The organism is Salegentibacter sediminis, from assembly GCF_002078605.1.
In the GTDB taxonomy this organism is placed as follows: Bacteria; Bacteroidota; Bacteroidia; order Flavobacteriales; family Flavobacteriaceae; genus Salegentibacter; species Salegentibacter sediminis.
The window spans coordinates 114413-135590 of sequence record NZ_MSJR01000005.1; the positions used below are offsets into that span (position 1 = coordinate 114413).

At 40.8% G+C, this 21178-nt stretch carries 16 protein-coding genes; 7 read left to right on the forward strand and 9 right to left on the reverse strand.

What is annotated here, in order from left to right:
* Nucleotides 1-55 precede the first annotated feature (55 nt).
* The 3 genes from pheT to recG form a co-directional block, all read right to left on the reverse strand.
* Nucleotides 56-2482: a phenylalanine--tRNA ligase subunit beta gene (gene pheT, locus BUW93_RS09330; protein ID WP_081211417.1), complete on the reverse strand. Its 2427-nt coding sequence runs from the start codon at nucleotides 2480-2482 to the stop codon at nucleotides 56-58.
* Between the two features lie 137 nt (nucleotides 2483-2619).
* On the reverse strand, nucleotides 2620-3537 hold the full coding sequence (locus BUW93_RS09335) for a hypothetical protein (protein ID WP_157893307.1): 918 nt from the start codon (nucleotides 3535-3537) through the stop codon (nucleotides 2620-2622).
* 321 nt (nucleotides 3538-3858) lie between these two features.
* The gene (gene recG / locus BUW93_RS09340; RefSeq protein WP_081211421.1) at nucleotides 3859-5958 is read right to left on the reverse strand and encodes an ATP-dependent DNA helicase RecG; all 2100 of its coding nucleotides are present in this window, start codon (nucleotides 5956-5958) and stop codon (nucleotides 3859-3861) included.
* Between the two features lie 108 nt (nucleotides 5959-6066).
* On the opposite strand from recG, the gene BUW93_RS09345 reads away from it, so the two are divergent.
* Together BUW93_RS09345 and BUW93_RS09350 are read left to right on the forward strand one after the other, a co-directional pair.
* Nucleotides 6067-8181, forward strand: coding sequence for a M1 family metallopeptidase (locus BUW93_RS09345; protein WP_081211423.1), 2115 nt, complete (start codon nucleotides 6067-6069; stop codon nucleotides 8179-8181).
* 85 nt (nucleotides 8182-8266) lie between these two features.
* The gene (locus BUW93_RS09350) at nucleotides 8267-9190 is read left to right on the forward strand and encodes a patatin-like phospholipase family protein (RefSeq protein WP_081211425.1); all 924 of its coding nucleotides are present in this window, start codon (nucleotides 8267-8269) and stop codon (nucleotides 9188-9190) included.
* Here the strand turns inward: BUW93_RS09350 and BUW93_RS09355 are convergent.
* Genes BUW93_RS09355 through BUW93_RS09365 form a run of 3 tightly spaced genes read right to left on the reverse strand, consistent with a single transcriptional unit; the run spans nucleotide 9187 to nucleotide 12610 of the window.
* The gene (locus tag BUW93_RS09355) at nucleotides 9187-9708 is read right to left on the reverse strand and encodes a DUF7935 family protein (protein ID WP_081211427.1); all 522 of its coding nucleotides are present in this window, start codon (nucleotides 9706-9708) and stop codon (nucleotides 9187-9189) included. The genes BUW93_RS09350 and BUW93_RS09355 overlap by 4 nt on opposite strands.
* The gene (locus BUW93_RS09360) at nucleotides 9705-11327 is read right to left on the reverse strand and encodes an FMN-binding glutamate synthase family protein (RefSeq protein ID WP_081211429.1); all 1623 of its coding nucleotides are present in this window, start codon (nucleotides 11325-11327) and stop codon (nucleotides 9705-9707) included. The genes BUW93_RS09355 and BUW93_RS09360 overlap by 4 nt, the downstream gene beginning before the upstream one ends.
* A 2-nt stretch (nucleotides 11328-11329) precedes the next feature.
* Entirely contained in the window at nucleotides 11330-12610 is a 1281-nt protein-coding gene (locus BUW93_RS09365) for an amidohydrolase (protein ID WP_081211431.1), read from the reverse strand.
* Between the two features lie 150 nt (nucleotides 12611-12760).
* Here BUW93_RS09365 and BUW93_RS09370 point away from each other — a divergent pair, with 150 nt between their 5' ends.
* Together BUW93_RS09370 and BUW93_RS09375 are read left to right on the forward strand one after the other, a co-directional pair.
* Nucleotides 12761-15079: an ATP-dependent helicase gene (locus tag BUW93_RS09370; RefSeq protein WP_081211433.1), complete on the forward strand. Its 2319-nt coding sequence runs from the start codon at nucleotides 12761-12763 to the stop codon at nucleotides 15077-15079.
* A gap of 197 nt (nucleotides 15080-15276) precedes the next feature.
* Nucleotides 15277-15897, forward strand: coding sequence for an L-threonylcarbamoyladenylate synthase (locus BUW93_RS09375; protein WP_081211435.1), 621 nt, complete (start codon nucleotides 15277-15279; stop codon nucleotides 15895-15897).
* A 71-nt stretch (nucleotides 15898-15968) separates the two neighbouring features.
* Here the strand turns inward: BUW93_RS09375 and BUW93_RS09380 are convergent, their stop codons facing one another.
* The 3 genes from BUW93_RS09380 to BUW93_RS09390 form a co-directional block, all read right to left on the reverse strand.
* Entirely contained in the window at nucleotides 15969-16802 is an 834-nt protein-coding gene (locus BUW93_RS09380) for an OmpA/MotB family protein (RefSeq protein WP_081211437.1), read from the reverse strand.
* Between the two features lie 93 nt (nucleotides 16803-16895).
* On the reverse strand, nucleotides 16896-17918 hold the full coding sequence (locus BUW93_RS09385) for a glycosyltransferase family 2 protein (RefSeq protein WP_081211439.1): 1023 nt from the start codon (nucleotides 17916-17918) through the stop codon (nucleotides 16896-16898).
* Nucleotides 17908-18375: a type I restriction enzyme HsdR N-terminal domain-containing protein gene (locus BUW93_RS09390; protein ID WP_081211441.1), complete on the reverse strand. Its 468-nt coding sequence runs from the start codon at nucleotides 18373-18375 to the stop codon at nucleotides 17908-17910. Before BUW93_RS09390 ends, BUW93_RS09385 begins: the two co-directional genes overlap by 11 nt.
* Before the next feature lie 86 nt (nucleotides 18376-18461).
* On the opposite strand from BUW93_RS09390, the gene holA reads away from it, so the two are divergent.
* The 3 genes from holA to BUW93_RS09405 all read left to right on the forward strand — a co-directional run bounded on the left by holA (nucleotide 18462) and on the right by BUW93_RS09405 (nucleotide 21166).
* Nucleotides 18462-19466, forward strand: coding sequence for a DNA polymerase III subunit delta (gene holA, locus BUW93_RS09395; RefSeq protein ID WP_081211443.1), 1005 nt, complete (start codon nucleotides 18462-18464; stop codon nucleotides 19464-19466).
* On the forward strand, nucleotides 19466-20368 hold the full coding sequence (menA, locus tag BUW93_RS09400) for a 1,4-dihydroxy-2-naphthoate octaprenyltransferase (protein WP_081211445.1): 903 nt from the start codon (nucleotides 19466-19468) through the stop codon (nucleotides 20366-20368). The genes holA and menA overlap by 1 nt, the downstream gene beginning before the upstream one ends.
* Before the next feature lie 117 nt (nucleotides 20369-20485).
* Entirely contained in the window at nucleotides 20486-21166 is a 681-nt protein-coding gene (locus tag BUW93_RS09405) for a metal-dependent hydrolase (RefSeq protein WP_081211447.1), read from the forward strand.
* Nucleotides 21167-21178 lie beyond the last annotated feature (12 nt).

The following is a 21178-nucleotide window of genomic DNA, read 5'->3' on the forward strand; positions in this document are numbered from 1 at the left end:
CCGTGGCTTTTATTAAAACCACGGATTTTTTTATGTCATAAAATTATGGAATATCTTATCTCAATTCAGCCTTAAGATCGCTTTCAAATCTTTGCTGGAGTTTACTCATCATCTTGTCTACCTGTTTGTCGGTTAAGGTTTTGTGCTCGTCCTGGAACAAAAAGCTTACCGCATAACTCTTTTTACCTTCCGGTAGGTTGCTGCCCTGGTAAACATCAAAGAGGTTAACTTCTTTAAGCATTTTTTTACCGGTTTGTAGCGCGATATTCTCAATCTCTTCGTAAGAAACCGATTCGTCTAACAGAAGCGCGAAATCACGTCTTACAGCAGGGTATTTTGGGATAGGATCAAATTTCTTTCTTTGTGCCGTAGCCTCCTCAACTATAGCTTCCCAGTTAAAATCAGCAAAGAGCACTTCCTGTTGAATATCGAAATGCTTCAAAATAGATTTCTTTACGACACCAAATTCCACAAGTTTCGCTTTCTTAGAGCTCATAGTGAGACCTTCAGAAAACAAATCGCTTTTTGTAGCCGAGGTTTTGCTGCTCTTAACCCCAAGCCGATCCAGGATGGCTATAATGATGCCTTTTAGATAGAAGAAATTACCGTTAATAGGTGTAATATTCCAGTTCTCTGCCTGCCTCTTTCCGGTTACAGTAAGGGAGAGGTGTTTTGTCTCGTTTCTACCGCTTACAAAACTGTGATAAGTCTTCCCGAATTCGAACAGTTTCAAGCTGTTTCGCTTTCGGTTAATATTATAGCTGGCGGCCTCAAGTGCTGAAAATAACATGGATTGACGCATAACCGAAAGGTCCTGGCTAAGCGGGTTGAGCATTTCTACATTATACTCTTCCTTAATCTGTTCACTTAGTTTAGTATATGCCGGCGTGGTTAGTGAATTGGCCATACTTTCGTAAAAACCCTGTCCTACCAATTGGTTGGAGATGAGGTTCTGTAATTTGTAGTCTTCAAATTTAGAAGAAATAGCTACAGAGGCATTTAGCTTATCGCTAAATTTTATATTGTTATACCCATAAACTCTCAGTATCTCTTCAATTACATCGGCCTCGCGCATTACGTCTACCCGATAGGAGGGAATGGTTAGGCCCATTCCGGTTTCGGTTACATTATTCACTCTGATTTCAAGACTTGCCAGAATAGATTTTATGGTTTCTTCTTCCAGGTTTTCACCAATGAGTTTATTTACCTTGTCGAAAGTAAGGAAGACCTGAAAGTCTTCTATTTTTTTGAAATAAAGGTCGTCTATATCACTGGTGACCTCTCCGCCCGCAATTTCTTTTATGAGAAGTGCAGCTCTTTTTAGCGCATATTCTACGGAATTAATATCAATTCCACGTTCAAACCTAAAAGAAGCATCGGTGTTTAAACCATGTCTTTTTGCTGTTTTTCTAACGCTAACAGGATTGAAATAAGCACTTTCCAGGAATATTGCGGTGGTGTTTTCTGTTACGCCGCTGGTGATACCGCCAAAAACTCCTGCAATACATAGTGGTTTTTCGGCGTCACAAATCATAAGATCCTCTTCGTGTAATTCCCGTTCCACTTCATCTAAAGTGATGAATTTGGTACCCGACTTTAAGGTTTTAACCTGGATCTGGTTTCCGGCAATTTTTCCCGCGTCAAAAGCATGTAAAGGCTGGCCGAGTTCATGCATGACGTAATTGGTAGCATCTACCACGTTATTTTTTGGGGTAATCCCAATGGCCTTAAGCCTGTTCTGAAGCCATTTGGGAGAGCTTTCAACCTTAATATCTGAAATGGTCACCCCGCAATACCTTGGTGCCAGGTTGGAATCTTCCACTTTAATTGGGATCTTCAGGCTGCGACTGTCTACGTGAAAACTGCTGACCGATGGGGTGATAAGTTCCAGGGTTTTACCTTGTTGTTGATAGCCGGCTTTCAGGTCGCGGGCTACTCCCCAGTGACTCATCGCATCGGCTCGGTTGGGGGTTAAACCTATTTCAAAAACCTGATCATTTTCAACCTCAAAAATTTCAGCTACGGGTTTTCCCGGTTCCAGATCATCTTTCATTACCATGATCCCCTGGTGATCCTCACTTAATCCAAGCTCTTTTTCAGAACATATCATTCCAAAACTGGCTTCCCCACGTATTTTTCCTTTTTTTATTGGCCAGGCTTCCCCTTTTTCATCATAGAGGGTAGTCCCTATCGTGGCAACCGGCACCTTCTGTCCGGTGGCAATATTTGGAGCGCCACAAACTATCTGTACCTGCTCTCCATTGCCAAGAGCAACGTTGGTAAGCTTTAATTTATCTGCGTTGGGGTGGTCTTCACAACTAAGAACGTGTCCCACAACGATTCCCTGTAATCCTCCTTTTACGCTTTGAAATTCCTGAATGCCTTCTACCTCCAGGCCAAGGTCGGTAAGTAATTCGCCTGTCTCCTCAGGCTTTTCCGGGAGTTTGATAAATTGCTTTAACCAGTTATATGAAATCTTCATCGAATTGTTTTTTCAGGCAGCAAAGATAGTATTACGAACGGTTTTGGCATAATTTGAAATTTTAATTTTCATCTAATTACAAATTAAAAAGAGAAGCGGAAAGCTTCTCTTTTTGGAATCGGGTTAAAATACCTGGATTAGGTTTTTCTTTTAAATCTCATTTGGTTCACTAGCTCCCATTCATTATCAGTTTCATTTTGAAGATATACATTCCATTCAATGTTATCATTTCCATTACGGGTTATTTCGTGCCTTGCCAATTTTTTTTCATTGTCCTGGTGATATTCCTCCATCATTTCGAATCGGTTTTCTCCAAGATCTTTAATATCCAAATTGGAGATTTCTATTCCGGAGGGATTGCTGGCGTTAATATAAGCCATCTCGTACCTTTCTTCTAAGGCATCGTAGGCGATTAATCGCTCGCAGCAGGGATTGTTTTGTGCGTTGGTGTGCTTGACTCGCAAAACAGCGTCACCTGGCAGATAGGTGATGCTCTGGGTGCTGCTCGGAACATCTATAGCATTCCCTTCGCGATAACCGGTTTGTTCCATAATCCATTCCCCGGCTAGGAAATCGAGTTTACGGTGTTTGTTTTCCAGTTTTGAGAGTTTAGCCTTGGAGCCGGCAAGAATTCGGGTTTTTTCGTCTTCGTTGGAACTGTTTTGAGCTATCTCGATAGATTTTTTCAAGTACTCTTTAGCCATTTCAGGTTCTCCTTTTTCGATGAGGTAATCGGCGTAGGAGTCGTTGGGGTTTGCTGCCTCAGGATACTCTTTCATATTGTATTTAAAAACTTTTTCTGCAGCCGCCATATCATTTTCTTCCATAAGTTTATAGCCTATGGCATTCAATTCCCATTCATCCCAATTGTATTTCTCCTTTTTCTCTTTTTTTAGCTTTTCATAATGGGTCAGAGCAGCGTCTATGCCATTTTCTTTATACTGTTCATAGACAGTTTCTCCAATAGAGTTTTTCTCCTTTTCTTCCTGCGCGATTGCACTAGTAACCAGACTCATAAAAAAGATCCCGGTTAACATCAATAATCTTGTCTTCATAACTCATAGATTTAATAGTTAACCTCATAAATTTACGAATTATCTCAGCTTTTAGCACCTGGGTATGAGGCTCCGAATAATGTTTACCGGGATGAAAACCCTCGAATTATACACTGCTGATTAGTTTGCGGAATCTTTATTTAAAGGGTTTTGGAAGAAATTGACTTAAATTTTTGGAAGTAATAAAGAGGGGATAATTTAGGTTAAAAATACAGGAAAGCCCGTAGGTACTTTTAGGACTTTTGAAAGTTTGGTAGAGTATGGTCTTTCTTTCCTGTCATAGTTTTTTATTTTGAAAAAGGAAACCGTGGATAGAATAGCCTAACTGATATAATTCCAGATTGTTTTCTTTTTTGAAATTTGAGCGAAAGTGTGGTGCAGGATCCTGTTTTTTTCTAATTGAAGATTGGGGTCTTCTTTTAAGATTTTAGTTGCGAGATGTCTGGCTGCTTTTAAGATATCGTTGTCTTTTACGATATCGGCAATTTGTAGATTTAGCACTCCGCTTTGTTGAGTTCCCATGAGGTCTCCGGGACCACGGAGTTTTAGATCCACCTCTGCGATCTCGAAACCGTCGTTAGTGCCCGTCATGGTTTGCAAGCGTGTTTTGCTGTCTTCCGATAGTTTGTGGCCGGTCATAAGAATGCAAAAGCTCTGTTCGGCCCCACGACCCACCCTGCCCCGAAGCTGGTGTAGCTGGGATAGGCCAAATCGTTCGGCGCTTTCAATAATCATTAAACTGGCATTGGGAACGTTAACGCCAACCTCAATTACGGTGGTGGCTACCATAATTTGGGTTTCTCCTCGAACAAAACGATCCATCTCATAATCCTTTGCCTCTGCTTTCATTTGGCCATGAACTATGGAAATTTGAAATTCAGGAAACTCCCTGGCAATACTTTCGTAGCCGTCCATCAGGTCTTTGTAATCCATAGTTTCTGATTCCTGTATTAACGGATAGACGATGTATACCTGTCTGCCTTTTTTGATTTCTTCCCTTATAAAAGCAAATACTTTTAGTCGATTGGCATCATACCGATGCACGGTTTTTATCGATTTCCTTCCCGGAGGTAGTTCATCGATAACCGAGATATCCAGGTCGCCATAAAGACTCATCGCTAAAGTTCGTGGAATTGGGGTAGCAGTCATCACAAGGATGTGAGGAGGGAGGTCGTTTTTCTTCCATAATCTCGCCCTTTGGGCCACCCCAAACCGATGTTGTTCATCAATAACTGCCAGCCCTAAATTCTTAAATTGCACCTTGTCTTCCAGTAAAGCGTGAGTACCAATTAGGATGTCTATTTCACCATTTTTCAGTTTTTCGTGAATCTCTCTTCTTTTTGAAGTTTTGGTTGAGCCAGTGAGCAGTTCTATACTGGTATTTAAGTTCTTACATAAATCAACCAAGCCGTTGTAGTGTTGTACTGACAAAATTTCAGTAGGAGCCATAAGACAAGCCTGGAAACCGTTGTCAAGTGCTATAAACATTGACATTAGAGCAACAATGGTCTTTCCTGAGCCCACATCCCCTTGCAAAAGCCGATTCATTTGTGCGCCACTGCCTAAATCATTTCTTATTTCTTTAATTACTCTCTTTTGTGCCCCGGTTAAATCGAAGGGTAAATGTTCATTATAGAAGTTGGTGAAATTATCTCCAACTTTTTCGAAAACATATCCCTTAATTTTCTTTTTATGAAGAAGGTTTTTCCTGATGAGTTGAAGCTGTATGTAAAAAAGTTCTTCAAACTTTAAACGGAATTGTGCCTTTGCAAGCAGTTCCTGACTTTTGGGAAAATGGATATTGAAAAGCGCTTCAGACTTGGAAATCATTTTAAATTCCTGCAAAATTTCTTCTGAAAGACTTTCAAAGAATCTTCCTTTAGCTTCCAGAAAAAGTTGCTGCATTATTTTATTGATTACCCTGTTAGAAATACCGGCTTTTGCAAGTTTTTCGGTTGAGGGATAAATGGGCTGCATCGCGGTACGCAACTGCTTTTTATAATCTTCAACCAGTTCCATTTCCGGGTGAGGCATGCTAAAAGTCCCGTTGAACCAATTGGTTTTTCCGAAGATCACATAGGGGGTGTTGAGTTTAAGGTTTTCCTTTATCCATTTTTGGCCTCGAAACCACACCAATTCCATCTTTCCAGTACTGTCTATAAAATCGGCGACAAGGCGTTTTCCACGTTTTTGTTCCACGCTTTTTATATGGGTGATCTTACCAACAACCTGCACGTCTGCAGAATTACGCTGCAATTCATTTATTTTATAAAAACGGGTTTTATCTAAATAGCGGTTCGGGAAAAAGTTGAGCAGATCGCCATAGGTTTGAATGCCCAATTCCGTTTTCAGGACTTTCGCCCGGTTTGGGCCAACACCTTTGAGATAATCTATGGGAGTTTGAAGCAAATTGGCATTCATGGAAACGAAGATATTAAAATCAGGTTTTTTGGCTTCGATTTTCTTAAAAAAATATCCCGTTGTTCAAGGGGTAGGTTTTTCGTAATTTGCAAGCCATATAACTTCTGTATGAAATATCTTTTTCTAAGCATTTTACTGCTCAATTTCAGCGGGGTCTTTTCCCAGGATTATATTTCTTCCCAGCTCAAGAATATCAATTTTGCAAATATTGACGCCAGTATTGCAATTACTCCCGATTCCGGAAAGCTTAAGGGAAAGGTGGTTTACCGTTTTGATGTTTTAAACCAGGTGGATTCCATCTATCTTGATGCTCAAAATATGAAATTTTCAGAAGTGGTAATTAATGGAGAAAGCATCCCAACTAATAATACCGGGAATGTTCTTTGGTTAAAAACTAAACTTGAACCTTCTGAGGAAAACGAGATCAGGTTAAAATATTCGGCTAAACCCCAACAAGCGATGTATTTTATAAACTGGGATGTCCCACAGGAAATCACAGCTTCAAGGCAGGTGTGGACACAAGGTCAGGGAAAGAATTCTTCCCACTGGATCCCGGTAATTGATAATTTAAATGAAAAGGCGGTTTACGAGCTCAGTTTTGATTTCAAGAAAGGCTATGAGGTGATTTCTAACGGAGAATTAACTTCGGTAGCAGTCTTAAATGATTCGGTTTCCCGATGGGATTTTAAAATGCAGAAACCGATGAGCAGCTATTTACTGGCCGTGGCGGCAGGGAAATTTGAAAAAGAAGAGTTGAAATCGGCCTCCGGAGTCAGCATGGAGTTATACCTGGAAGAAGACGAGGATTCTCTACGGGAACCAAGTTATAGGTACAGCCAGGAGATATTTGATTTCCTGGAAGAAGAAATAGGAGTAAAATATCCCTGGCAGAATTACAAACAGGTGCCTGTGCAGGATTTTCTCTATGCGGGAATGGAAAACACAGGGATTACCATTTTTTCCAGGGCTTTGCTTACCGATGAGGTGGGTTTTAAGGACCGCAATTATGTAAATGTGAATGCCCATGAACTGGCCCACCAGTGGTTTGGGAACCTTGTAACCCAGGAGGAAGAAAAACATCATTGGCTGCATGAAGGTTTTGGGACTTATTATGCGCTGCTTGCCGAAAAGGAAATTTTTGGAGATGATTATTATTACTGGAAATTGTATGAATCGGCAGAGAGGTTAAAAGAATTAAGCGACTCGGGTAGGGGAGAAGTATTGATGAGAAAGGGTGGCAGCTCCCTAACTTATTACCAGAAAGGAGCCTGGGCCTTGCATATCCTGAGGGAAAAAGTGGGAGATGAGGCTTTCAAAACAGCGGTTAAAAATTACCTGGAACTCTATGCCTACCAAAATGTGAACACCGATAATTTTATAGCTGAGGTGGAAAGGGCCTCCGGGCAGGATCTTTCTGAGTTTATAGCCAATTGGCTTAAGCAAACAGCCTTCCAGGGTACAGAAGCGCTAAATTCCCTGAAAAAATCTGAATTTATACGGAATTATCTCGATATAGCTGCTTTAAGGGAAAGTACATTGGAGCAGAAGGCCCCTTTTTTAAGAAGTGCGCTTCAGAAGCCTGTAAATGATTATATAGGACAGGAAGTGGTCTTTCAGCTTGCGGGAGAAACTTCCACTGAAGCCTTTCAGCTTTATAAACTGGCCTTTCAAAGTGAAAACATTTTTGTGCGGCAGGCTATTGCCTTGAGTATGGATGAAATTCCGCCGCAATTAAAACCTGAATATGAGTCACTGTTACAGGACGAATCCTGGTTGACCATAGAAGCTGCGCTTACCAATCTTTGGATGCAATTTCCGGAGGAAAATACTAGATACCTCCAGGAAACAAAGGGTTTGGTAGGCTTTACTGATAAAAATATAAGGATTCTTTGGTTAACCCTTAACCTGGCGACACCCGCTTATGAGCCCGAAAAGCAGCAGAAATATTACAAAGAGCTTTCCGGTCACACAGCCCCGCACAGGCCATTTGGAGTTAGGAAAAATGCCTTTGGTTATCTCTACCAGATAAACGCTTTTAGCGATAAAAATCTTAAAAATTTGTTGGAAGCAACACAACACCCTAACAGCCAGTTCAGGAAATTTAGCCGGGAATTGCTTTCAGAATTAATGAAAAATCCTGATTATCGCCTGCAGTTCCAAATGCTTAAAGAGAATCTACCGGAACGGGAGAGGCTTTATTTGGAAAAAAAATTAGAGAGTTAAAGGCTGAACTTATATCTTCGTTTTAAATCAATCACTTATTTTGGTAAGATATAATTGATGCCAGAATATAAAAAGAAAACAGGTAATGCGAGCATTGGTAATATCTGGAGGTGGGAGTAAAGGTGCTTTTGCCGGAGGGGTGGCCCAATATTTAATTCAGGAAGAAGGAAGAAAATATGATATGTTCCTGGGAACTTCTACTGGGAGTTTGCTTATCCCGCATCTTGCTGCGGGAAATATTGAAAAGGTATATGATATTTATACCAATGTAAACCAGCACAAAATCTTCAGTGTTAATCCCTTTATTGTCAAGAAAAAAGAAGGCCGTGAGTATGTAACCATTAATTACCTGAATACTTTCTGGCAATTTATTCGCAAGAAAAGAACCTTTGGGGAAAGCCAGAATTTAAGAAAGCACATAAAACGTAATTTTTCACCCGAAGAATTTGAATTGTTGCAGACTTCGGTAAAAGATGTAGTGGTTACTGTTTCTAACCTTTCCAGAAACCGGGTAGAGTATAAGTCTATTCATGATTTTTCTTATGAAGATTTTTGTGACTGGATTTGGATAAGCTGTAATTACATTCCGTTTATGAGCCTTGCCCAAAAAGACGGTTTTGAGTATGCCGATGGTGGCCTGGGTTGCGTTATCCCAATTAGGGAAGCTATAAAACGCGGTGCAAAAGAAGTGGATGCCATTATTCTTGAGGCCGAAAATATGGAATACAATAAAGTGCTGGGGAAAAATCCATTTTCGTTGATGATTAATCTGTTTGGATTTTTACAAGACCAGGTAGAATATCATGACATCGTGGAAGGTAAGCTCGCTGCCCTGAATAAAAAGGTGAAGCTCAATACTTACTACACCCCCACCAAACTCACCGAAAATTCATTGGTTTTCAATAAACACTTAATGGCTGAGTGGTGGCAACAGGGTTTTGATCACGCCCGGGAAAGGCATATGCAATACCTGGAACAACGTAAGAAAAACTTCTTCGGATTCTTTTAAATAAAGGATTTTACTTCTTTTTTAATAAAAGCGATTGCCGCATCTGTAGGCGCCGGTTTTTCCATCAGGTTTTTTAATATGGTTTCCCGCAAAGCGTCGGCTGTAGTTACTTCGTCTAGATCTTTTGCTTTTCTAATGAGCCCGATGGTGGCATTCTTTGCTGTTTTGATGTAATCCCAGCAATCTCCGCTAAGGTAAATTTGTTGGGCCAGGTTATGTTCAAATTCCTGTTCTATGGTTTTTATAAGCAATCCTTCATAGAGAGCCGGATCATCTGAATTCGGTTTTACCCTGAATAAAATTTTGCCTGGGGAGATTCTCTCCAGGAAGAGCGTCATTCTTTCGTAGGCTTGCAGCCGTATTGGTAATGCCGTCTTCTGGTTGTCTTTTACCAGGAGGAACCGCCGTCGGCCTTCCTCGCTTTTGATAAATGTTCTGAAAAAATAATAAGCCAAAACACCAACAATAAGTGCTGGTAAAAGTGCTAAGAGTAGTTGTGAAAGTTCTATCTGATTCATTCTTTTTTATCGTAAACCGAAGTATCTTCGGTCTCTGCTTCTTTGGTTTTAACTTCTTTTTCTTTGTATTTTCCACCTAAATGAGGACACTCCAGGTGTTCTTTTATACTGCCGAAAGGTACTTTTTCTTTGTGATACGTAAAAGTTGAAGCCAAATTTTCTGCCAGGTTCTTGTCACTAAGGTTAATTTCCACATCATACATCGTAAATTGGCAGGGGTGTTCATAACCGCAGGCGTGGGTAATTTCCAGAAGTTCTTTTCTGAATTTTGTGAAGTAATAATTAACCCGTCTTGCCTTATCTTTTACATTCAAACCAGATTGCAGCCATTTATTCTGGGTAGCTATCCCTGTGGGGCAGGTGTTGTTATGGCAGGATTGCGCCTGGATGCAACCAATGCTCATCATAGCCTCTCTGGCCACATTTATACAATCGGCACCCAGGGCGAAAGCCATTGTGGCTTTGGCTGGGAATCCCAGTTTCCCACTGGCTATAAAAACGATCCGGTTGGTGATCCCTTCATTTAGAAAAATTTTATAAACTTCAGAAAAAGCATAGATCCAGGGCAGGGAAACGTGATCGGCAAAACTCGGTGGTGCTGCTCCTGTTCCGCCTTCGCCGCCATCTATAGTTATAAAATCGGGGCCTCGTTGTGTTTTTGCCATAATAGAAGCCAGTTCTTCCCATTGACCTAATTTACCCACCGCTGATTTAATTCCTACAGGCAACCCGGTAGCTTCTGCAATATCTTCAATGAAATCTATCATTTCAGGAATCGTGCTGAAGGCCGAATGATTAGGAGGGGAAAGCACATCTTTTCCCAGGGGTACGTGTCGGATTTCAGAGATTTCCTGAGTGATTTTTGAAGCTGGTAAAACCCCGCCTTTCCCCGGTTTAGCTCCCTGAGATAATTTTACTTCTATAGCTCTTATCTGGGGATTTTCCTCCACCAGTTTCACCATTTTTTCCATTGAAAAATTTCCGTTTTCATCCCTGACTCCGAAGTAACCGGTCCCGAAATGAAATACCACATCAGCCCCTTTTCGGTGGTATTGAGATAGTCCACCTTCACCCGTATTGTGATAGGCAGCGGCTTCTTTGCATCCCTTGTTCAGGGCTTCTGTCGCCCTGGCCGAAAGTGAACCAAAACTCATCGCCGATACATTGATAACCGATGCCGGCCGGAAAGGACGCTTTCTCTTGTTGAATTCCCCCATTACCTTTGCGCAGGCAATAAAACCGGGGTCTTCCCTGTGGGGATGATTTTCACCTACCTTAAAAGGTAACATCGCATTATTGACAAATATATAATGATTGGAATAAATATCCTGGTCGGTTCCGAAGCCTTCATAGTTATTCTCGTTTTTTGCCGAAGCGTAGATCCAGCCTCGTTCTGTTCTGTTAAAAGGTAGTTCCTCCCGATTGCTGGCCACGATGTACTGCCTAAGTTCAGGACCAATGCTTTCCAGCAAATACCTGAAATGACCCACAATGGGGAAATTGTGTTTTATAGTGTGTTCCCGGCTGATGAAAATATCTTTTAGGGCTACAAGGACGAGAAAAATAAGGATCCATCCCCACCAGCTTATAGCTGAGAGGAAATTCAAAACTTCATTCATAATTAATGCTTTAAATAGTCTATGGCTATTTGAGACATGGTTTTTACTCCTAACAAAAGGCCACTTTCATCGATAAAGAAATCGGGGGTGTGGTGCGGCGCAGTCTCAGAAGCGTCCAGGGGTTTTCCTCCAAGAAAAAAATAGAACCCGGGTATTTCTTCCTGAAAGAAAGAAAAATCTTCTCCCCCGGTTGTGGCTTTCACCAATTCTACTTTATCCTTCCCGGCAACTTTTTCCAACGTTGGAAGCATTTGGCGGGTAAGCTCCGGGTCATTATAAGTAATGGCGGTATTATTCTGGATGTCAATAGTAGCTTCTCCACCATAAGCTTCTGCAAGGGCTGGAATCATTTCGCGCATCCTTCCCAGGATCACTTCTTTCATTTTGGGATCAAGGGTACGCACCGTGCCTATCATTTCAGCAGATTCAGGAATGATATTGAACCTTACGCCACTGGTGATCTTTCCTATAGTTATAACTGCGGCTCCATCTACCAGTTTGGCATTGCGACTGATAATAGTTTGCAAGCCGTCAATGATTTTGGCCGAAATAAGAATTGGGTCGATACCGCTCCAGGGTGCCGAACCGTGGGTTTGTTTTCCTTTTACGTTTATTACAAAACGCTCTACGGCTGCCATAGTTCCTTCGGGTTTGTAGCGAATTGTTCCTACCGGAGTTTCAGAATTAATATGAAGTCCGAAAATAGCATCAACATCGGGGTTTTTTAGCACTCCTTCTTTTATCATAAGCCCGGCGCCACCATCTTCCCCGGGAGGCGGACCTTCTTCGGCGGGTTGAAAGATAAATTTTACCGTTCCATTGATCTTGTCTTTATTTTGAGAAAGTACTTCGGCAACACCCATTAAAATTGCCACGTGCGTATCGTGACCGCAGGCATGCATAACTCCGGTTTGAGAGCCTAAGAATTCTGTGGTAACTTTAGATTTGAAGGGAAGGTCGTTGCGCTCGGTAACAGGCAAAGCATCCATATCGGCGCGCAAGGCAACGGTTTTTCCCGGATGATCTCCCTTTAAAACTCCAACCACTCCTGTTTTCGCTACTCCGGTTTGAGTTTCAATTCCCAGTTTCTCGAGATGTGCCGCAATTTTTTCCGCGGTTTTAAATTCTCTATTGGAAAGTTCGGGGTTTTGATGAAAATCCCTTCGCCAGGAGATTACCTGTTCTTCAAGATTTTCAGCAGCGGTATTGATTTCAGGATCGATTTCCTGGGCGGTAATGCCTAAGCCGAAAAGGGCAAAGAAGGCAAGGCTAATTTTTTTCATAATAGTTTAGTGAGCATTGAGCTTTAAATATATTTAAATTATAGGTTTTTGCCATTGCATCTTAGGGATTTGTTTAAAAAGAATAGTCCTGTGGGTTTAATTTTCAGGGCATTTTGGTTAAATTCACCCCTTTAAAAAACTGAAGGAAATTTGGAAAATTATTTAGCCGAATTAAATGAGGCTCAGCGAGCTCCGGTCCTGCAGAAGGACGGTGCTATGATTGTAATTGCAGGGGCAGGATCGGGAAAAACCCGGGTGCTTACCTACAGGATCGCCTACCTGATGAGCCAGGGGGTAGATCCCTTTAATATTTTGTCACTCACTTTTACCAATAAGGCGGCCCGGGAAATGAAAAGCCGTATCGCTAAAATCGTGGGAAACTCTGAAGCAAAAAATCTGTGGATGGGGACTTTTCACTCCATCTTTGCTAAGATCCTGCGCTTTGAAGCCGATAAACTTGGGTATCCTTCCAATTTCACGATTTATGATACTCAGGATTCCCAAAGCGTGATAAGGGCAATTATAAAAGATATGCGCCTGGATAAGGATGTTTATAAATACAAGCAGGTTTATAACAGAATCTCCTCTTACAAAAACAGCCTTATCACGGTTAAAGCCTATTTTCAGAATCCTGAACTTAAGGAGGCCGATGCGATGTCTAAAAAACCTCGTTTAGGTGATATTTATAAAGAATATGTAGAGCGTTGTTTTAAGGCCGGCGCTATGGATTTTGATGACTTGCTGTTAAAGACCAACGAACTCTTAAACCGGTTTCCCGAGGTGCTTCAGAAATATCAGAATCGCTTCAGGTACATTTTGGTGGATGAGTACCAGGATACCAACCACTCCCAGTACCTTATCGTGAAAGCGCTTTCAGATAAATTTCAGAATATATGTGTGGTTGGGGATGATGCTCAAAGTATTTATGCTTTCAGGGGAGCCAACATCAATAATATTTTAAACTTTCAGAAAGATTATCCCGATGTACAGATGTACAGGTTGGAACAGAATTACCGCTCTACCAAAAATATTGTGAATGCGGCGAATTCTATAATCGAGAAAAATAAAACCAAACTTGAAAAAGTGGTTTGGACCGAAAATGAAGATGGGCCAAAAATTGTGGTAAACCGCTTACTTACCGATGGGGAGGAAGGGCGTTTTGTAGCAGGATCCATCTTTGAAAACAGAATGCAGCATCAGCTTAAAAACAGTGATTTTGCGATTTTATACCGCACCAATGCTCAGAGTAGGGCAATGGAAGATGCCCTGAGAAAAAAAGAGATTCCGTACCGAATTTATGGTGGACTCTCATTTTATCAGCGCAAGGAGATCAAAGATGTGCTGGCATATTTACGTTTGTTGATCAACCCGAAGGACGAGGAAGCTATAAAACGGGTGATCAATTATCCTGCACGGGGAATTGGCCAGACCACTATGGATAAATTAACCATTGCTGCGAATCAATACGGACGTTCGATCTTTGAGGTTATTGAAAATATCGATCAACTTAATTTAGGTATAAACAGTGGTACCCGCACTAAGCTCAAGAACTTCGTGAATATGATTAAGAGTTTCACGATTCTTGCTGAAAATGCCGATGCTTTTACGGTTGCTGATACGGTAACAAAAAAGTCTGGTTTGGTCCAGGAGTTCAAAAAAGATGGTACTCCCGAAGGAATTGCCCGTATAGAAAATATCGAGGAATTGCTGAATGGGATCAGGGACTTCGTGGAGGAACAAAAAGAACTGGCCGATGCTAATGGTTCTCTGGCTGAATTTCTGGAAGATGTTGCCCTGGCTACCGATATGGACAAAGACTCCACCGATGATGACAGGGTTGCCCTGATGACTATTCACCTGGCGAAAGGCCTGGAGTTTCCGTATGTATATATTGTAGGATTGGAGGAAGATCTGTTTCCTTCAGCAATGAGTATGAATACCAGGAGCGAATTGGAGGAAGAGCGCCGGCTTTTTTACGTAGCCTTGACAAGGGCTGAAAAACAAGCTTATTTGACCTACACCCAATCGCGATACCGATGGGGTAAATTGGTGGATGCTGAGCCCAGTAGGTTTATCGAGGAGATCGATAATGAGTTTATGGATTATATGATTCCACAAGATGATTATAAATATAAACCGCTTATAGATACCGATATTTTTGGAGAGGTAGATAAATCAAAGCTTAGGCAATCTAAGCCTAAAAACGGTACTCCGCCACCGGCACATAAACCCACGGAATCACAATTAAGAAAACTGCGAAAACTTAAACCCGCTGCCCCTGAACCTGAAAAGGCAAAAAATTCTATAAAACTGGAAGCCGGCAACGAGGTGGAGCATATGCGTTTTGGGAAAGGGAAAGTATTAAGTATAAGCGGAGTAGGACAGGATAAAAAAGCTGAGATCGATTTTGAGAATGGTGGAATAAAGAAACTTCTCTTGAGATTTGCAAAATTAAAACTGCTTAGCTAAGCCGTTAAACTTCTGTTATTTAAAGCCGCGAAAAGCGGCTTTATTTTTACCTTCAAGCTAAATTATTCTATATAGTTTTTCCTGAGTTTAAAAATTTGCCGGCCACAGGAAGAAGGAATCAAAACGAATTAAGCTTAAATAATAATCTGAAAACACCTAGAATTTTGTAAATTTTAGGGTATTTTAAATATGTAATTATGGCGGAACTAATAAGAATTTACGAAGAGAACCCAAGTCCAAAATTAATTAATAAGGTGGTTGAAGTCCTTAGAGATGGGGGGCTTGTAATTTACCCTACGGATACAGTTTACGGGTTGGGCTGTGATATCACCAATACTTCGGCCCTGGAAAAGATCGCTCAAATCAAAGGGGTTAAATTAGAAAAAGCAAACTTTTCTTTTATTTGTGAAGATCTTAGTAACCTTTCAGACTATGTGAAACAAATAGATACGGCAACTTTTAAAATTCTTAAAAGGACGCTTCCGGGGCCTTATACCTTTATTCTGCCGGGGAATAACAACCTCCCTAACGTTTTTAAAAAGAAGGAAACAGTAGGTATTAGGGTGCCTGATAACAATATTTGTAGAGCCCTGGTCTCGGCTTTGGGAAATCCTATAGTGTCAACATCAATAAGAGATGATGATGAAGTCCTGGAATACACCACAGATCCAGAGCTTATCAAAGAGAAGTGGGATAACCTGGTAGATATTGTTATTGATGGGGGTTATGGAGATAACATTCCTTCTACGGTAATAGACTTAACCACAGCAGAACCTGAAGTTATAAGGGAAGGAAAGGGAAGCATTGAGATTATGTAAGCAGAATTTTTATAAAATAAAAAACCCTCGCCTTGGCGAGGGTTTTTTTTGAAATCATATATGGTTTCAAATTATTCGGCTGCTTTCATTCCTTCTTCGATCATTCCGTAGAATTGGTCAAGTTTTGGAAGTACTACGATACGGGTTCTGCGGTTTTTCGCACGACCTTCAGCAGTTTCATTGGTAGCTACAGGGATGTAGTAACTTCTACCTGCTGCAGTCATTCTTGCTGGCTCTACACCAAATTCATCCTGAAGGATACGAACTACAGAAGTTGCACGTTTTACAGAAAGATCCCAGTTGTCTTCAAACATAGAAGTTTTAATTGGCTTGTCGTCGGTATGACCTTCAACCATAAATTCTATTTCCGGACGGTTCTTTACAACAGTTGCAACTTTTCCAAGTACTTCTTTAGCACGTGAAGTCACATTGTAACGTCCGCTGTCGAATAGCAATTTATCGGAAATAGATACGTAAACCACACCTTTTTCAACATTGATTTCGATGTCTTCGTCGCTCATATTTCCAAGAGCTCCTTTTAGGCTTGTAACAAGAGCAAGGGTTACAGAATCTTTTTTGTTGATAGCATCACGCATTCTGCTGATGGCTAAATCTTTTTCTTTAATGCTTTCCAAAGAACGCTCAAGGTTTTCAGCTTCTTTTTTAGAAAGGGTTGCCAAATCCCCAACGTTGTTTAATAGGGCGGCATTGGTGTTGTTTAGCGTTTTGATTTGCCTGTTCAGGCCTTCTTTCTCCTCTAAACAAGAATTTAATTTAATGGTGGCCGTGTTTAACTGGTCCTGGGTTTCTTTTTGCTTGGCTTCCAACTCTGAATATTTCTTCTGGGAAACACAAGAAGAAAGTAATACAGCAACAGTAGCCGATAAAAGCATGATTCGTTTCATAACTTGTAATTATTATTAATGTTAGATGTCCCAAAAGTATCAAAAAAATATAAAGGGGAAAAGAAGCTTTAACATTAGTTTGTAAATGTTTTGCTATAAATCAGAAAATTTCCTCTTACCGCCTATGAAATAAGAGATAACAATAGATTTTTGACTAAAATAATCTTTGGTTTTCGGTAAATTATTACGTTTTTCCAAAAGTATCCTGATGTTTCTGTAAAAGCTGAGATGAGCCTGGAAAATAGCGTAGAAATGAGCGAATTTACCAGCTGCAATAAATTTTAGGGCTGCAAGGGCATCAAGACTCATCCGTAAAAAGATAATGAAAAAGCTTAGGGTGCCCGGCGTATTTTTAAGTAGGGAGTATAAACTATTTCTAAAATTAAAAAAAGTCTTTCGAGGATTCATAGCGTTAAGGGTGGCTCCACCCAGGTGATAAACCCTGGATCCTCCTGTGTATTTAATTTTATAACCCAGGTTATGCAGTCTCCAGCAGAGGTCGATTTCCTCCTGATGCGCAAAATAGGTTTCATCAAGTCCTCCGGCCTCATAAAAAGCCAGGTTTCTAATGGCCAGGCAGGCGCCACTTGCCCAAAAAATATAAGTATCGTCATTATACTGGCCGTGATCTTCTTCCAGACTTTCAAAAATACGGCCCCGGCAATAAGGATAGCCCAGCATATCTATAAAACCACCGGCCGCCCCGGCATATTCAAAATAATTTTTGTTTTTGTAATCCAGTAATTTTGGTTGTACCACCGCGGTATCCGGTTCGGTGTAAAATATGTTGAGGATCGGTTCAAGCCAGTTTTCAGTAACTTCCACATCAGAGTTCAGCAGGATAAAAACATCTTCCTTGAGATGTTTCAGGGCATCGTTGTAGCCTTTGGCGTAACCTCCATTTTCTTTATTCTGAATAAGCTTTACCATAGGGAATTCTTCCCTTATTATGGAAACCGAATCGTCGGTGGAAGCATTGTCTGCCACATAAATATTTGCTGTTTGAGAATGCGCTATCACAGAAGGCAGGAATTCCCGGAGCAGGTCTCTTCCATTCCAGTTTAGGATAACTACAGCAATGCTGAGGCTTTTGTTTTTACCAGCTTCAGTTTTCATCGGCTTCGTTTTTTGTTCTCCAATCGGGAAGTTTCTTTAGAAAATTGTAGCTTTCCTTTTCGTAATCCATCTGGCAGTAATAGTGTTCAAGCCCATTGCTAAGCATTAAATACTCGGCCTTTAGACTTAGATTATACCGGGCAATCTGGTCAAAGGTATCCTGGCTTATCTTCACGCCGGGAGCCTTGCATTCAACAATAAGAAAAATACTACCATCAGGATTATACACTATAAGGTCATATCTTTTTATAAGTTTTCCCAGTTTTAACTGCTTTTCGGCATTGATAAGACTTTTTGGATATTTTTTATCTTCGATTAAAAACCGAATGCAATGCTGCCTCACCCATTCTTCGGGAGTTAAGACTACGAATTTTTTCCGCAGTTCATCAAAAACGGCTATTTTATTTTCATTATTTTTGAACCGAAACCGGTACCGGGGAAAATTGAGGTCAAGCATAGGCCCAAAAATAGCAAAGTCAGAAGATTATTTTGTACCAGATTATCAATTAAATTCCAAAACTACCAGCGGAACTAAATCTTTACATGGAAGAAGCAAAGCAAATTGTGAACAGCATCAGGCAGGGGAACATCAGTCCCATTTACTTTCTGATGGGGGAAGAGCCATATTATATAGATAAGATCTCCGATTTTATTGCAGAAAATATCCTCGCCGAGGAAGAAAGGGGCTTTAACCAGATCGTGATGTATGGCCGGGATAGCACTATTGATGAAATTGCCAGCAATGCCCGCCGTTACCCGATGATGGCAGAACGCCAGGTGATAATTGTAAAAGAAGCTCAGGACCTTTCCCGAAGCATTGAGAGTTTGACCGCTTACGCCGATAATCCGCAACCTACTACGGTATTGGTGATGTGTTACAAATACAGGAAGATAGATAAGAGGAAGAAATTATATAAATCGGTAAAGCAAACCGGGGTAATTTTTGAAAGTAAACGCCTGTATGATAATCAGGTGGGGCCCTGGATTCAAAAAACCTTAAAATCGAGAGGCTACAGTATATCCCCTAAAGCTGCCCAGATGCTGGTGGAATTTCTGGGAACCGATCTTGGCAAGATCGACAACGAACTGGAGAAGCTTCAGCTTATCACCCCAACGAACACCCAAATAACTCCAGAGCTTATTGAAGAGAACATAGGTATTAGTAAGGATTTTAATAACTTCGAACTGCGTAATGCCATAGGAGAGCGGGATGTTGTGAAAGCGCATCGTATTATCAATTATTTTGCTCAAAACCCCAAAGACAATCCTTTGGTGATGACTATCTCTTTGTTGTTTGCCTATTTTTCACAGGTGCTACAATATCATGGCTTGCCGGATAAATCCAAGGCAAATGTGGCAAAACAATTAAAGGTTAACCCATATTTTGTGGGAGATTATGTGATAGCAGCAAGAAATTATCCTATGAAAAAAGTGAGCCGGGCGATTGACCTTTTACATCAAACCGATGCAAAGAGCAAGGGGGTTGGGGCAGCCAATGTTTCCCAGGGTGACCTGTTAAAAGAACTACTGGTTAAAATAATGAATTGATGAAGAAATTAAACTCCTGGATAAACGCTGCCCGCTTAAGAACCCTTCCGTTATCGGTTTCTGGAATTATAGTTGGAACTACTATCGCCGTGCAAAACGGATATTTTAATATAGCTATTTTTAGTCTGGCCCTGGGAACAACTTTAGGCCTGCAGGTGCTCTCCAATTTTGCCAATGATTATGGGGATGGAGTAAAAGGAACCGATAACGAAAACCGGGTAGGGCCACAACGTGCCCTACAAAGTGGCTTGATTACAAGGGTAGAGATGAAACAGGGGATTATCATTACCGCAATAGGCACCTTGTTGTTGGCTATCTTACTTATCTACGCTGCCTTTGGAAGAGAAAATTTACTTTTCGCATTAATGTTTTTTTTCCTGGGTATTGCCGCTATTGCTGCAGCCATAAAATACACCGTAGGAGAATCGGCTTATGGTTATCGCGGTTTGGGAGATGTGTTCGTATTTCTTTTCTTTGGATTAGTGGCGGTTTATGGCTCATATTTTCTGTATTCACATGAGTTTAAATGGGAGGTTTTACTTCCTGCCTGTACAATAGGTATGTTAAGCATGGGAGTCCTGAACCTCAATAATATGCGCGACCGGAATTCTGATGAGAAAGCAGGAAAAAATACACTTGCTGTAATTCTTGGCGATAGAAAAGCGAAGAATTATCATTATTTTCTGATTCTAACCGCGATTTTTTGCCTGGTGGTTTATACGGTCCTTAGTTTAGATGGCTTAAGTGATTTTCTTTATTTGCCTGCGCTGGTGCCACTGGTGCTTCACCTAAAGAGGGTCGTTGAAAATGAAAATCCAGTGCTGCTGGATCCCGAATTAAAGATCCTGGCACTTACCACATTTGCTATAGCAATCCTCTTTGGGATTGGGCAGATTATCTGAGTTTTTAACAAAATTATATAAAACCGGGGCCATACAGAAAATGCCTAATGCTTAAATTTACAGATAAGGCTGGTATAGCTGTTTTTAGTGTTATTATTCAAACAAAAATTTATTAAGATGAAAATCAGTTTTTACGGACAAAGTTGCCTGGGATTGAAGATAGGAGAGACGTACGTTCTGGTAGATCCTTTTATCACAGGAAACCAACTTGCAAAAGATAAAATAGATATAGAAGAGCTTAAAGCAGACTATATATTGCTTACTCACGCGCATCAGGATCATACCCTGGATGCCGAAGCTATTGCCAAAAGAACAGGGGCCGTAATTGTAAGCAATTTTGAAATTGCCAATCATTACGAAGCAAAAGGTATTGAGGTACACCCAATGAATCATGGCGGAAGCTGGGATTTCGATTTTGGAACCGTGAAGTATGTGAACGCCATCCATACCAGCTCTTTTCCTGATGGTTCTTATGGTGGACAACCTGGAGGTTTTGTAATAGAAGGGGAACATAAAAATATTTATATTGCCGGGGATACGGCCTTAACGATGGATATGAAACTCATCCCGATGCAAACCAGCCTGGATTTGGCCATTTTGCCAATTGGGGATAATTTCACGATGGGAATTGATGATGCAATTATTGCCAGTGATTTTGTGGAGTGCGATAAGGTGTTAGGGTGCCATTATGATACCTTTGGCTATATCGAAATTGATCACGAAGAAGCTAAGCGTAAATTTTACGAAAAAGGAAAAGATCTGATGCTTCTTGAAATTGGAGAAAGCATAGAATTATAAATAAAAACAATC